Annotated in this window: 12 protein-coding genes; 4 read left to right on the top strand and 8 right to left on the bottom strand. The window is 43.9% G+C overall.

Going from position 1 to position 13,927, the window contains the following annotated elements:
• Window positions 1-147: 147 nt before the first annotated feature.
• The 5 genes from ACH0AB_RS11120 to ACH0AB_RS11100 all read right to left on the bottom strand — a co-directional run bounded on the left by ACH0AB_RS11120 (window position 148) and on the right by ACH0AB_RS11100 (window position 4,818).
• Window positions 148-1,791, bottom strand: a complete 1,644-nt coding sequence (locus tag ACH0AB_RS11120; RefSeq protein WP_406878188.1) for a cation acetate symporter — start codon at window positions 1,789-1,791, stop codon at window positions 148-150.
• A 184-nt stretch (window positions 1,792-1,975) separates the two neighbouring features.
• Window positions 1,976-2,296 carry a DUF485 domain-containing protein gene (locus tag ACH0AB_RS11115; protein WP_312523776.1) on the bottom strand — a complete coding sequence of 107 codons (321 nt, stop codon included), beginning with the start codon at window positions 2,294-2,296 and terminating at the stop codon, window positions 1,976-1,978.
• 468 nt (window positions 2,297-2,764) lie between these two features.
• Window positions 2,765-3,169 carry a thiol-disulfide oxidoreductase DCC family protein gene (locus ACH0AB_RS11110; RefSeq protein ID WP_406878187.1) on the bottom strand — a complete coding sequence of 135 codons (405 nt, stop codon included), beginning with the start codon at window positions 3,167-3,169 and terminating at the stop codon, window positions 2,765-2,767.
• A gap of 18 nt (window positions 3,170-3,187) precedes the next feature.
• On the bottom strand, window positions 3,188-4,138 hold the full coding sequence (locus ACH0AB_RS11105; RefSeq protein WP_406878186.1) for a TIGR01777 family oxidoreductase: 951 nt from the start codon (window positions 4,136-4,138) through the stop codon (window positions 3,188-3,190).
• A 161-nt stretch (window positions 4,139-4,299) separates the two neighbouring features.
• Window positions 4,300-4,818 carry a GbsR/MarR family transcriptional regulator gene (locus ACH0AB_RS11100; protein ID WP_406878185.1) on the bottom strand — a complete coding sequence of 173 codons (519 nt, stop codon included), beginning with the start codon at window positions 4,816-4,818 and terminating at the stop codon, window positions 4,300-4,302.
• A gap of 221 nt (window positions 4,819-5,039) precedes the next feature.
• On the opposite strand from ACH0AB_RS11100, the gene ACH0AB_RS11095 reads away from it, so the two are divergent.
• Window positions 5,040-5,861, top strand: coding sequence for an enoyl-CoA hydratase/isomerase family protein (locus ACH0AB_RS11095; RefSeq protein ID WP_406878184.1), 822 nt, complete (start codon window positions 5,040-5,042; stop codon window positions 5,859-5,861).
• 51 nt (window positions 5,862-5,912) lie between these two features.
• Here ACH0AB_RS11095 and ACH0AB_RS11090 read toward each other — a convergent pair whose 3' ends face one another.
• A complete protein-coding gene (locus ACH0AB_RS11090) occupies window positions 5,913-6,647 on the bottom strand; it encodes a glycosyltransferase (protein WP_406878183.1) in 735 nt (244 codons plus the stop codon).
• A 185-nt stretch (window positions 6,648-6,832) separates the two neighbouring features.
• On the opposite strand from ACH0AB_RS11090, the gene ACH0AB_RS11085 reads away from it, so the two are divergent.
• The gene (locus ACH0AB_RS11085; RefSeq protein ID WP_406878182.1) at window positions 6,833-7,630 is read left to right on the top strand and encodes an NRDE family protein; all 798 of its coding nucleotides are present in this window, start codon (window positions 6,833-6,835) and stop codon (window positions 7,628-7,630) included.
• Window positions 7,631-7,698: 68 nt separating this feature from the next.
• Here the strand turns inward: ACH0AB_RS11085 and ACH0AB_RS11080 are convergent, their stop codons facing one another.
• Window positions 7,699-8,781: a CobW family GTP-binding protein gene (locus tag ACH0AB_RS11080; protein WP_406878181.1), complete on the bottom strand. Its 1,083-nt coding sequence runs from the start codon at window positions 8,779-8,781 to the stop codon at window positions 7,699-7,701.
• Between the two features lie 85 nt (window positions 8,782-8,866).
• Window positions 8,867-9,640: an osmolarity response regulator transcription factor OmpR gene (gene ompR, locus ACH0AB_RS11075; RefSeq protein WP_406878180.1), complete on the bottom strand. Its 774-nt coding sequence runs from the start codon at window positions 9,638-9,640 to the stop codon at window positions 8,867-8,869.
• Window positions 9,641-10,241: 601 nt separating this feature from the next.
• Here ompR and ACH0AB_RS11070 point away from each other — a divergent pair.
• Window positions 10,242-12,791, top strand: a complete 2,550-nt coding sequence (locus ACH0AB_RS11070; protein WP_406878179.1) for a Tex family protein — start codon at window positions 10,242-10,244, stop codon at window positions 12,789-12,791.
• 84 nt (window positions 12,792-12,875) lie between these two features.
• A complete protein-coding gene (gene menA / locus ACH0AB_RS11065) occupies window positions 12,876-13,667 on the top strand; it encodes a 1,4-dihydroxy-2-naphthoate octaprenyltransferase (RefSeq protein ID WP_406878178.1) in 792 nt (263 codons plus the stop codon).
• Window positions 13,668-13,927: the final 260 nt, after the last annotated feature.

The following is a 13,927-nucleotide window of genomic DNA, read 5'->3' as shown; positions in this document are numbered from 1 at the left end:
TCCTATTCTAAATGCTATAGATTTAGGCATATTTTGGCACTTTTTATCTCGTTTTTGAATTGGGGACACAGCCTAATAGGTTTTATAAAAAATCCCATATAAAAAAATACCGCTTATTGCAAGCGGTATTTGTTATTGAACATTGGATTAGTGGTCAGATGCACCTGACGCACCGATACCGGTTAATGAACGTACATACTGTGCATCAAAGCCTTTTCTATCTAGCTGAGCGCGTGGTGAGTTATCAGTGATAGATGCGATCCACGCTAGAATGAAGGTCACAGGCATACTAAATAACGCCACGTTTTTGTAGGGGAAAGCGGGTGATTCGTGTTTCATGATATCTACCCAAACCGCAGGTCCTAAGATAATCAGTAACACTGCGACTGCTAAGCCTGCAAACCCACCGATTACCGCACCACGCGTGGTTAGACCACGCCAGAACATCGCTAAGAAAAGAATCGGGAAGTTGGCGGATGCCGCGACCGCAAATACCAAACTTGCAATGAACGCAAGGTTTTGATTTTCAAAGATAATACCGGTCACGATTGACAATAGACTTAACGCAACCACGGTAATTTTTGATGCACGCATCTCTTCTTCAGGTCTCGCTTGACCTTTTCTGATAACACTAGCATACAAGTCATGGCTGACCGCTGAGGCGCCTGATAACGTCAAACCTGCCACAACCGCTAGGATAGTCGCAAAAGCAACCGCCGAGATAAAGCCTAAGAATAGGTTACCACCCACGGCATGGGACAAGTGAATCGCTGCCATGTTGGCACCACCGATGAGTGCTTGTGAGCTTACGCCATCTTTAACCACTGTCGTGAAATAATCTGGATGTTCAGCTAAGATAACGATGGCACCCAAGCCAATAATGACAATTAAGAAGAATACGTATGAAATACAGCTTGCTGCCACCAACACTGATTTACGCGCAGCTTTGGCATCTGGCACCGTAAAGAAACGCATCAATACGTGTGGTAAACCTGCTGTACCAAACAATAGACCCAAACCTAATGAGATAGATTCAATGGGGTTATTGACCAACTTACCAGGCGACAAAATTGATTCGTGTTTGCTATGGGCAGCGACGGCTGACTTGAATAAATTTTCAAAACTAAAGCCAACATGGTTCATTACCATAAGGGCCATGAAAGTCGCACCCGACATCAATAAAACTGCTTTGATAATCTGCACCCAAGTGGTGGCTAGCATACCGCCAAACAATACATAAACCATCATTAACACACCAACGATGATTACTGCGTAAATATAATCTAATCCAAATAATAACTGAACCAGTTTACCCGCACCAACCATCTGCGCAACCAAGTATAGCGCGACGACGACCAAGGTACCGGATGCCGCAAAAATACGTACTGGGGTTTGGGAAAAACGATAAGATGCCACATCTGCGAAGGTAAATTTACCCAAGTTACGTAGCCGCTCAGCGATTAAGAATAAAATAATTGGCCAGCCAATCAAGAAGGCTAGCGTATAAATCATGCCATCATAACCGACGGTAAAAACCATACTCGATAACCCCAAAAAGGTTACCGCTGACATATAGTCCCCGGCAATAGCAATCCCGTTTTTGGTACCTGAGATACCGCCGCCCGCGGTATAGAAGTCGCTTGCGGTTTTGTTTTTTTTTGATGCCCAGTAAGTAATACCGAGTGTTGCAAAAACGAAAATCAAGAACATGATAATGGCTGAGATATTCAGCGGTTGTTTTTTTACTTCGCCTTCTAGGGCGCCCGCTGCCCATGCTGGCATCTGTGCCATCAGACCCACTAGCGTCAAGCTTACGGCAGTTGAAACCTTGCCGATACGCTTGTGCAAGCCTTTAACAGCCAGGCCGTTATATTGTTGTTTTAACATGCCACCCTCCATGGTGTCAAAAATGATGTCAAAATTGTTATAAAAAGCACAATTTTAAAATTGAAAACCCAACACAATCCCTGTGAGGTTATACTTTACCACTGTTGATATCATCGATTACTTTACGAGTCATCGTGTCAAATTCGCCGTTTGCTTTGCTGACATATATCCAAGTGATGACTGGTACAAAAATCATAATGGCAACAACAATGTAAAAGCCAATAGGGATAGTCGAGCCTGCTGACAGTGGCGCAGCAAACATTTCAGGATCAAAGCCCACAAGTAATAGATAACCAAACCACACAATTAAAGTAATGATAGAAAAAGTAAGTCCTAGGCTTGTTTTTCTCTTTGCCATGCTTTGGAACTCAGAATGATTAATGATACGCTGAATTTGTGCCTCATCCATGATAACGCTCCTTGTAAATGAATGAAAAAGACAACTCATTGATGATTAATTCAACAATCAGTGTCAAAACCGACAAGGAAGATAGCGATTGGGTGACAATAACAGTAGACAAAATATGGTGAAGCAAATCCGCTATGCTAAACGTAATAGATTGTCTTAAATGATACAAACAATCTCATCTTCCTGATTAGTTGCTATTATTAAATGAAAATTGTTAAAAAATCTAGCTGTTTTTTCTCAAACTGTAAAAAAATTGTAGAATGTTAGTTGAAAATTAGTGACAAGGTTATCAACGTACCCAAAATTATTAGATATAACTTGATACTCATAAGCGTGACTAATAATCATTGTGCCTAATCATGATTGCACCATCATGACTGTAACGCCCAATGACCATTAAAAATTATCAAGCTATCCATGATAAATAAATCATTGAGCGTACATACCGCCATTTAAACCAAACGGCATTTATTTGCCTCGAGTTCTACACATACCGTCTTTGCAGTCTGCTGCGACTTTACCATAGACAAGTTGGGTCATCCAGTTGGGTACACAGTTGCGATGTCGCGCAAAAATAGGATAAATCATATCACTGGCTTGTTTCACCACAGGCCATTCAAACACGGTTGCAAATGGCAGTTGTGCGGTTTTGTATAGCAGTCGTACAGCATCCATGCCTTTTTGTATGTTCCCTTGTTTATCTTGCACACACAGATAAGTCATCGCCTCATCTTCGCTAATACCAAATTTGGCAAGTTCGTCACGTGCGTCATCAATCGGAACGATGCGAATGGCGTCAGGTTTTTTCTCTGCCATATGCAAGGCTTCGGTACGGCAGACAGGGCAGGTATCATCATAGTACATGGTAATCATATTAACAGTCTCCGAAGATTAGCTTTTTAGGGCATCTAATACGGTCAAGTCGTTAAATTCAAAACCTTTATCCAGTAACGCTGTGGGCACAACGCGTTGCCCATCCAACAGTAACGTCGACATTTCACCAAACATGGTCTTGACCACAAAGGCGGGCAGGGTCATCACAGTGGGGCGGTGCAACCAAGTGCCCATCGCATCGGTAAATGCAGCATTGCTAATAGGCGTTGGATTGGTTAAATTGTAAATTTGCTGAGGGGGCAGGGTGTGAGTCAGGTTTTGTTCAATGATAAAAATCACCGCGCGCACCCAATCACTACGGCTAATCCAGCTCATGATTTGCTGACCATTGCCAAGCTTACCACCGGTGCCCATTTTAAATGGGGTAATCAGTCGCCCAACCATACCCCCCTCGGGCGCCATCACCACCCCTGTGCGCACAATCGCAACTGGCACAGCATCTGTTACGGCATATTTTGCAGTATCTTGGGCAGTCAAAGCTAGCTGCTCCCATGCCTGACAAATTTCGTGAGCGAAGTCGGTTTTTGTCACGGGGCTGGTTTCATCAAGCGCAGTTGGGTCGTTTTCCTTTTGGATACCGTACCAACCGATGGCTGAGCCGCTAATCAATAGTTTTGGCTTGTTGCCGACTCGCTCAATATAATCAATTACCGCTTGTGTGGGTTTTAGGCGACTATCAAACAATTCTTGCTTACGTGCCTCCGTCCAACGGCTGTCGGCAATACCCGCACCTGCTAGATTGATGATGACATCATACGTCTGATCGGTGCTGGCAAGATCGTCATAGCTAATAACGTCGTCTGCGATATTTTTGGTTTTCTCTTTTTCTACAGAACGAGATACCCAAGTGACTGACGCAGTGTCACCTTTTACGCCATGGGTTTTTAACGATTGTGTTAACGCTATGCCTAAAAATCCTGAACCGCCTGTGATAAGTATTTTCATCATTTCTTTCCTTTTTTCTGTCAAAACTGAAATTTATGGGTAAAATTTTTAGCTTTTTGGTAAAACCAATTTGCCAACGATTACACTACTTAAACCGCCAACTATACAGCATAACAGGTTAAAACTTTGCCAGTCGGATATGTTGCAGTCATTGTCCCAATCCATCATTTCAAAAACTTCTGAATCGTTGCCCCAAGCTTTAGGATACGATTGAGCGTAGTGGACGAAAGTTTTAGCATCTCGTTCGCCCAACTCGTCAGCGTATCGACAAATTGGTAGGTGTCTTTGATACGTTGCTGTATGTCTTTACTTTCTGTGGCAAATTCTGGCTCATTGATTAAATCCGCCAAGAATCCAACCGTCGGCGCAAGCTCTCGGCGATAGCGTTCTTCGACAATCACCTTAGCCAATTCCCACACATCCGTGCCCGTGGTGAAATAATCGCGTCTATCACCGAGCGTATGGACCGTTTGTACCAAATTTAAGCTCTGTAATTCCTTGATACTATTACTCACATTTGAACGCGCCACGCCTAAGGTTTCTTGGATTTCTTCGGCATTCATCGGCTTGCCTGCCAAAAATAACAAGGCATGAATCTGGGCAACGGTACGGTTTACGCCCCATTTATTGCCCATTTCGCCCCAGTGTAAGACAAATTTTTCCATGGTAGGTGTGAGTTGCACTTTTTAGCCTTATATATGAATCAATTTTTAATTATTTTGAGCTTTTTATATATTTCTGTCAATACAGAAATTTTGAAAATTGTAAAAATTTTGTGGTCGGGTTTGGATTGTTGACCTTACAAGTCGCGTTTTATTTCCCAAAAAAAAATAATTTCGGTAAGATGAAGTGGTTCATTGTAACTATTTTTTTGGTATTTAGTTTTTTGGTATAAGGATGACCCATGACGGCAACCCAAACACAACAACCCACCTTTCAAAAAGTCACGTATGATGTTGCAGATAGTGTTGCGACGATTACCCTCAATGATCCAGCATCACTCAATGCGCTCAGTAGCGTGATGAAATCCGAGCTTTATCAAGCCCTTGATTACGCACAATACGACACAGCCGCCAAAGTGATTGTCATCACAGGCGCGGGCAAGGGATTTTCTAGCGGTGGTGATATTCGCGAGATGGTATCAGGCGCAGATAACCGCGAAAACCTACTGAAAATGTCGCACAGCCTGACCATTGGGATTGCGGATATTACGCGCCGTATCCGCAAAATCAGCAAGCCGATTATCGCGCGTATCAATGGCGCGTGTGCGGGCGCAGGCATGAATATCGCGTTAGCGTGTGATTTTCGCGTCGCCAGTGACAATGCTAAATTTTTACAAGCCTTTGTCAATATCGGGCTAGTGCCTGATGGTGGTGGTATTTATCTGTTATCTCAGTTGATTGGGGCGGCAAAGACCACTGAGCTTGTGATGTTAGGTGAGCAAATCACCGCGCAAAAGGCAGCAGATTTGGGACTGGTGAATGCGCTGGTGAGTCAAGATGCGCTTGATGCGGCAGTGAAAAAACTGACCGACCGCCTCACAAGCTTGCCAACCTTGGCACTGGCGGCAATGAAGCAATCGATTAATCAAGTGGCATTTGCAGGACTAGATATCGCGCTAGACCAAGAGGTAATTTACCAAATGCAAATGGCGACCAGTGAAGACTTTAAAGAAGGGATTACCGCCTTTATGCAAAAGCGTCCTGCTGAGTTTAAAGGACGATAAAGCATAGGGCAAGCTCCTAAAACCTTGCAAAAAATAGCGTCACCACCGACGCTATTTTTTTGGGGTATGGTAATGCCCAAACTGGTAACGGATTTTGTTATCACGGATTTCGCCAATAAAAAAACGATATAAATTGGCATGCAGGTATTTCCAGCCCGTATTAAAGTAGCCATCTTGCTGCAAGCGGCGCGGGTCAAAGCGAAAGGTGAGCGGTAGCATCTGATAACGGGTGATTTTTTTGGCGCGATTGACATAGTCACAATCTTCACACAAGGTGATAGACTCATCAAAGCCGCCCAATTGGTCATGCACGGATTTACTGGAAAAAATACACGCACCGACCGCCGTTGGCGATAAAAATTGGCTAACAAAAATACCTATGTTAAATAGCAGATAACCCACTGTAAACCAAGGTTTTAGGTGGTCAGCATTCATGTATACACCGGCTACTTTCAAGGATTTTTTATCCAATAATTGAGTGGCTTTTTGCAAAAAGTCTGCATCCAGCCGCACATCGGCATCTAGGAACAGTATTCGTTCATTTTTGGCTAAGCTTGCCCCTGTATTACGACCCAAGCTGACGCCACGCTTTGACATTTTATGTACGCTTATCGCGGGCAACTGGTGGCGAAAACTGGCTGCAATTTGACAGGTGTCATCTTCGCTGTTGGAATCCACCACAATGACTTCAAAATTTTGGTAGCTTTGCTGGGCTAAGTCACGCAAAATATTACCGATACGTTCGGCTTCGTTTAGGGTAATAATCACAATGCTAATTGGCGTCATAAGCTCATTCACAAGGGCAACAATCGTTTAAAACTGCAGTTTTTTAGCTTTTTTATCATAAATGAACAATATGACGATTTGGTGATTGCCAAAAAAGTTTTGGCTGCTAAGCTATTGAATGAGCAATCGAGCTGATGCAGAATTCAATGGGCGATGGCATGGTAACCAGTTAGAAGGAATAAAGTATGTGCATTGTGGCGTTGGCTTGGCAGCTGTTTGAGGATAAACCCTTGGTGCTATTATCCAATCGCGATGAATTTTTGCAGCGTCCTACGCGCGCACTACATGAATGGCAATTGCCGAATGGAAAAAAAATCATCGCGGGGCAAGATGCGCAAGCAGGGGGCACTTGGTTGGGTATCGATCCTGTGCATGGGCGCTGGGGGGTGATTTTAAACTACCGAGAGATTATCAAAGATAAGCCTGTCTTTGCCACCTCCCGCGGTCAGTTAATCCTTGATTATTTGAGCGGTGATTGGTCGCCGCTAGCTTTCGCAAGGCAAATTGATTTGCCCTGCTACGATGGGTTCAATCTAGTCATCGGCGATCGGCAGCAAGCGGTGCTGCTTAATAATAAAGGGTATGGCATCGAGGTATTGGCAAAAGGCTTATACGTATTATCCAATGGTCAACCAAATACGGCATGGTTTAAAACGCAGAAACTGCGCAAGCGAGTACGACAAGAGTTGTTGCCGCTGCTTGCTGGGCATGAGGATTGGCAACCGCTGGCATTTGAGATACTGCAAGACCGTGAACAAGCGCCTATCACCCAGCTACCTGATACAGGTTTAGATATGGAGACAGAGTTGGCATTGTCTTCCATCTTTATTCCTGCCAATCGCCTCGATAAGTTGCTAGGAAGTAGCTATGGGACGCGCGTGAGTAGCTTGCTTACCATCACTCATACAGGGTTTGATATGCAAGAAAAGAACCTTGAAAATGAAACTATCATCCGTATCACGCCCGATGTTAACGCCACATAATTAATGAAAAAAACAGCCGCAAAATCAAAAAAATAGACAATAAAATGGGCTATCTATTAACCATAAGCTTAACGGATATGCCCAAACATCATCATCAGCTCAGTATCGAGCCTATCGAAATCCAATTCGATAGTGTTATCCAAAAAAATCACTTCAATACGGTTATCGGTTTGTGGCTCACAGGCCACTAAATCGAGCGAATCAGGGGTAAAATTCATGGTTTGCCATTGCTCATCATACGTATGTTTGATATGAACCACCGATTTAATACGTTGCCAGTTGGGCAGTGCCAAAAGCCATTCCATCAGCACAGTCATATCAATTGTCCAGTCGGCTGACACCCGCCAGCCGATGATTTGATAGCCGTTTTGCACATCATGATAGCGAAATGGCAAATCATCATTGGCAGCTGTTGGTGATTGGGTCGGGTCGGCTTGGATGGTGGGTGGAGTAGGGGACTGAGCAAAGCTTGTTAAGCTAATTTGTTGGTAGTGGCTATGCTTGGCAAGTACTTGGCTTGATTGCTTGAGCGCTTGTTGCAATTGCCGCAGATTGTCTTCGCTCAGCGTTTGTTCTGCTTGCCAAATCAATTTTGCTTTAGGATTCAAGCCCTTTACCCATGCGGTCAGTTGGGTTTTTTGGGTGTCATCCAACTCATGAAATCGATTAATCACCAGCGAATCACAAAATCGCACATGGGCTTGGTAGCCTTCATTGTCACGATAACGGGCATCTTGCCAATGACGCGCATTGACGATACTGATGGCGGATTTTAGCGACAGCGCCGTTTGCCAATGCGGGGCAGATAGCTGCTCAATCAGCTCTCGCGGGTGTGCAAGCCCTGTCGGCTCAATCCATAATCGGTCAGGTCTATACTCAGAAGTCAAGCGAGCGAGCGCAATCTGTAGCGGCAGTTGCGACGTACAGCAGATACAGCCACCAGATACTTGGCGAATCGCTAAATCATGGTCAGCATTACCCGTCAATAGCTTTTCATCAATACCGATTTGACCCGCTTCATTGACCAAAATCGCCCACTTTTCTTGGTGTTGAAAATGCGCGATACAGGCATTGATAAAACTGGTTTTTCCAGAACCTAAAAAGCCCATCACCAGGTGACAGGCTGTATTTACAATCAACGGTTTTATCATATAAGTTCTTAACTCTGTTAACCTATTTTTTTTAGTCCGCTATTCTAATTGGCTTTTTTAATCCGCTCTTTTAAATAGGGCTCGTTTAGCTTTCTGCGCCATCGGGTACAAACACGTAGCCTACGCCCCAAACGGTTTGGATATAGCGCGCTTGCGAAGGGTTATCTTCGATAAGACGGCGTAAACGCGATACTTGCACATCAATTGAGCGCTCCATCGCGCCCCATTCACGGCCGCGTGCCAAATTCATCAGTTTATCACGCGTTAATGGCTCACGGGGATGTTGTACCAAAGCCTTTAATACACTAAATTCACCCGTGGTTAAGGTCACGATATTGCCATCACGTTTTAGGGTACGCGTTGATAAATCTAATGTCCATGAGCCAAATTCGACCACTTCCATTTGCTGACTGGGTGCACCTGGCAATTCACGCGTTTGCCGACGCAACACGGCTTTAATACGTGCCAATAATTCTTTGGGGTTAAAGGGTTTTGGCAAATAATCATCCGCGCCTGCTTCAAGTCCTGCGATACGATCGGCATCGGAACCTTTAGCGGTCAACATAATAATCGGAATATCGGAGTTTTCTGCGCGTAAGCGATGGCAAATACTGATACCGTCTTCGTTAGGTAGCATCAAATCAAGCACAATCAGCGAAAATAATTCACGCTGCATCAATTTGTCCATTTGGTTGCCGTCATGCGCAGTACGTACAATATAACCATCGTCTTCTAAGAAACGTTGCAGCAAAGTGCGAAGGCGCGCATCATCATCAACGACCAAAATGCGCTGATTCATATCGCCGGCGGCTGATGGATTGGGGGTAGATTCTACAGTGGGGTTAATGTCATCACTCATTGATTATTTTCCTCATTTTTATCGTCGATATTCCTATCACCAATATTCCTATCATTAATGTTATTTTCACTCGAATGTTATTTTCACTCGAATGTTATTTTCACTCGAATGTTATTTTCACTACACAGTTTTTATAAATACCCAATTGTTTTTATAAACGCTAAATATCTTCCATTAGCGTGCTGAACTGAACCTTATAATTAATAGTTAGGACAGGTAATGTTATAAAATATATGGGTATAAAAATTTTTATTAGGGACTGATAAGGGTATTTTGAAACGATTGGTTACAACTTGCAAGCATTATCAATCTTATTATTCAGCTAAATTTGCGTGGTTATGCGGTTATTAAAGCAAAAAAATGTGTCGATTGCTGTAGTGATTTTGCTAAAAATGCGACGTTAGCTGATAGGGTAGCCATCCATTATATAGTCATTACTTAGCAAAATTTTAGTCTAACGACAGCCATAGGACTGGCAAGGTAAAAACTTACTAAAGATTTTTGTTAAAATGGCGTTTACCTATTATCTTTTTGTATTGTTTTGTTATAATGCGTGAACTCTGAAGTTATGAGTTCATCCTTATAAGTGTTAGGCAAAAATATGACTACAAACGTTACTGCCATTGCGGCTAATCCAGCGGTAGATGTACTCTCTGAGCAAGTCCAGCAAGCCATTTATCAAAAATTAGCTGCCAATCTTGGTATCAAACTCAACCAAATGATGGCATTCGTCAAACTCTACGATGATGGGGCGACGATTCCGTTTATTGCCCGCTATCGTAAAGACCAAACCGGCGGGCTCGATGACGTACAGTTGCGTAGTCTGGAAAAATCGCTCAGCTATGAACGAGATATGGCCATTCGCCGCCAAAAAATCATTGAGCTGTTGACCTCACAAAATAAGCTGACCGATGAATTGAGTGAACGCATCAATCAAGCGGCATCCAAACTTGAATTAGAAGACATTTATTTGCCGTATCGTCCGCGCCGCCGCTCATTGGCAACCCAAGCGCGTGAAGCAGGACTTGAGCCAATTGCCTTGGCGGTTTTAAATGACTCGGTAAGCCCAGCCGCAGCATTATCAGATTATCAAGCGCCAGCGCCTGTACAGAATGAAAACGGCGAAGCCGAAGCGTCAATTTTTGAAGATAAAGAAAAACAGCTATCAGGCATCGGCGCCATTATTATCGATGAGTGGACACAGCAGCTTGACCTACTCGATAAACTGCGCGTCGGCTTTGGTAAAATCGCCCAAATTCATAGCCGTTTAGTGGGCGAAGAAAAACGGGAAGTCGGCGAAAAATACAAAGACTATTTTGACCACGCTGAAAGCTTGGCGCGTCTACCCAATCATCGATTATTAGCGATGCTACGCGGTCGCCAAGACAACGTACTGACGATTGCCATTGAAGGCGATGATGCACCATTCATTGAACAAATTAATCACGCATTTAACTTAACAGCTGCCGAGCCTAGTGAGCGTCAACAGTTTTTATTGTCACTGGGCAAAAAACTGTGGTTGGATAAATGGCGCCCGCATATTGAGCATCGTTTGCTCACAGAAAAACGCTTAACGGCTGAATCCGCAGCAATTGACGTGTTTGCAAACAATTTACAGCATCTATTGATGGCAGCGCCAGCGGGTCAAAAAACGATTCTAGGCGTCGATCCCGGTATCCGTCATGGCGTCAAAATGGCCGTGGTTGATAGCCTAGGTCATGTTGCCAAAAATAGCGATGATAGTTTTGCGATTGCAACGGTGTATCCATTTGCCCCAGACAATAAGGTCGATGAAGCCAAACAAACCATTGCCGATTTACTCAAAAACCACCATGTGAATTTAATCGCCATTGGTAATGGTACGGCTAGCCGTGAGACAGATGCCTTAATCAAAGAAATTTTGGCAGAAAACAGCGCTCAAGGAAACGGGGATATCAAAGCCGTGCCTGTGGTGGTCAATGAGTCTGGTGCGTCTGTGTACTCAGCGAGCGAACTGGCATCGCAAGAATTACAAGAGCTTGATGTATCCATTCGTGGGGCAGTATCGATTGCCCGTCGTTTGCAAGATCCCTTGTCTGAGTTGGTTAAAGTCGATCCCAAAGCCATTGGCGTGGGTCAATATCAGCATGACGTCAACCAAACGCAGCTAGCCGATAGTTTAACCAAAGTCACGCAAGACTGTGTGAATGCGGTGGGCGTAGACGTCAATACCGCAAGTCCTGCGATTTTATCTTATATCGCAGGTCTCAATGTCAATGTAGCGCAGCAAATTGTCAACTACCGCAACGAACACGGCGCCTTTGCCAACCGTGAACAGCTCAAAAATGTGCCAAGATTGGGTGCCAAAACTTTTGAACAAGCGGCAGGTTTTTTACGCATTCGTGGCGGTGATGAGCCGTTAGATGCAACAGGCTTACACCCAGAAAACTACGAGATGGTCAAACAATGGCTGGCTTCAACTGACAACAATCTCAACGATGTGCTAGGTGACGAGTCAGTGCTTAACAATCTGACCGCTTCACTTATCGCTGCCGCAAACGATGAGGTTAATGATACCGAGCAAGCAACGCTGAAAGCCGCGGCCATCAAACAAGAATTAGCCAAACCTGCACACGATCCAAGACCGAGCTTTAAAACAGCGCAGTTCCGTGACGATGTCAATAGCCTCAACGATTTAACCGAAGGCATGACGCTTGAAGGCGTGGTTACCAATGTGACAAGTTTTGGTTGTTTTGTTGATGTTGGCGTACATCAAGATGGCTTGGTACATATCTCAGAGATGGGTAACGAATTTATCGCCGATCCGTTAAATCATGTCAAACCAGGTGATATCGTCACCGTTCGCGTGATTTCAGTGGATGCAGAGCGTAAACGCGTGGGCTTTAGCATGAAGTCAAATACCCCAATGGCAGCCAGACCTGCTGAAAAAGCACCCGCTAATAAAGCAAAAAATACCAACCAATCAGTGGGTGGTACGGCGAAAAAACACGCAGACCATAGCGAGCGCGGCAGCAAATCAGCCAAACATTCGGGCAAACCCCAACGTAGTGACAAAGCCGTTAAACCGCAAAACCAAGCAGCCGACAAACCGCAAAAAATCGGTAGCTTAGGTGCATTGTTGGCGCAAGCAGGTCTAAAAAAATCAACATAAAACCCGCATCATTGGTAAACGTACATCCAAATGGCTAAATCCATTTAGATGTTGCGATTGGTGATACAAGGTTTCGAGTGAGTGATGGTCAAATTTTTACAAGCATTTTGGCAAGCGACTCGCCCACGCACTTATCCACTAGCGGTGGCTGGCATTATAGTAGCCAATGCGTTGGCATACTCGCGTATTGGCAGCTTCGAAACCAAAAATTGGCAAATCTTTTTGCTAAGCCTTTGGGTTGCCTTAGGCTTACAAATTTTATCCAATTTAGCCAACGACTATGGCGATGGCATGCGGGGTACGGATGCCCATCGACTCGACAGACAGACTGCCCAAGGGACAATCAATCCCAGTACCCTTAAAAAATTAATCATAAGTTGGGCACTGTTTATTTTTGGCTGCGGTATTGGCTTACTTTGGCTGAGCTTTAACAGTCTGACCGATTTCTTCACCTTCTTAGCATTGGGCATCATCGCGATTATTGCCGCAGTGACCTATACCATGGGTAAAAACCCCTATGGGTACAATGTCAAAGGCGAAATAGCAGTATTTTTATTCTTCGGCTTAGTTAATGTACTAGGGGGCGTGTACCTACAAACACAATTTATCCGCGTGATGGATATTATTGCTGCGGTGGTGAGCGGACTGCTATGCACTTGCGTATTGATGATTAACAATATGCGGGATTTTGACACAGATACACACGCTGGTAAAAATACCCTTGCCACCACCTTAGGCAAAGAAAACATGAGCCACCTGTATCGGTTTATGTTGTTGGGTGCTTACTTTTTACTAATTACCTTTGTGACCTTGCGACAAAATTTTTATCTATTTAAGTCTATTTATTCTAATCTCTCCGATTGCCAAACATCTTAAAATGGTTCGTCATTATAGTGATGAAAATATCCCCTCAAAGGCACTAGCGCCAGAACTAGCCAAAATTGTCTTAATCACTCTGGCAACCAGTATATTGATGAGTGTAAGTATTCTTATCTTTAACTATAAAAAACTAATTTGAAAATAAATCAAAAAACTTTTCGTAGTGGTATTGACAGGGGGAAAGAAAAGCGTATAATACGCACTCACTGGCAGCGACTACAGCCACAAACTGTAGTAAAAACAACAACTTAAATTAA

The organism is Moraxella sp. 179-F 1C4 NHS, from assembly GCF_045370505.1.
GTDB lineage: Bacteria > Pseudomonadota > Gammaproteobacteria > Pseudomonadales > Moraxellaceae > Faucicola > Faucicola tetraodonis.
The sequence above is the reverse complement of the archived record's forward strand: the minus strand, read 5'-3'. Positions and strand labels throughout refer to the sequence as shown.

Bases quoted from the DNA above. Each gene is read 5' to 3' on its own strand.
- ACH0AB_RS11080 (WP_406878181.1), bottom strand. From the start codon at position 8,781: ATGATAAAACCGTTGATTGTAAATACAGCCTGTCACCTGGTGATGGGC.
- ompR (WP_406878180.1), bottom strand. From the start codon at position 9,640: ATGAGTGATGACATTAACCCCACTGTAGAATCTACCCCCAATCCATCA.
- ACH0AB_RS11090 (WP_406878183.1), bottom strand. From the start codon at position 6,647: ATGACGCCAATTAGCATTGTGATTATTACCCTAAACGAAGCCGAACGT.
- ACH0AB_RS11120 (WP_406878188.1), bottom strand. From the start codon at position 1,791: ATGGCACAGATGCCAGCATGGGCAGCGGGCGCCCTAGAAGGCGAAGTA.
- ACH0AB_RS11105 (WP_406878186.1), bottom strand. From the start codon at position 4,138: ATGATGAAAATACTTATCACAGGCGGTTCAGGATTTTTAGGCATAGCG.
- ACH0AB_RS11115 (WP_312523776.1), bottom strand. From the start codon at position 2,296: ATGGATGAGGCACAAATTCAGCGTATCATTAATCATTCTGAGTTCCAA.
- ACH0AB_RS11095 (WP_406878184.1), top strand. From the start codon at position 5,040: ATGACGGCAACCCAAACACAACAACCCACCTTTCAAAAAGTCACGTAT.
- ACH0AB_RS11085 (WP_406878182.1), top strand. From the start codon at position 6,833: ATGTGCATTGTGGCGTTGGCTTGGCAGCTGTTTGAGGATAAACCCTTG.
- ACH0AB_RS11070 (WP_406878179.1), top strand. From the start codon at position 10,242: ATGACTACAAACGTTACTGCCATTGCGGCTAATCCAGCGGTAGATGTA.
- menA (WP_406878178.1), top strand. From the start codon at position 12,876: ATGGTCAAATTTTTACAAGCATTTTGGCAAGCGACTCGCCCACGCACT.
- ACH0AB_RS11110 (WP_406878187.1), bottom strand. From the start codon at position 3,169: ATGATTACCATGTACTATGATGATACCTGCCCTGTCTGCCGTACCGAA.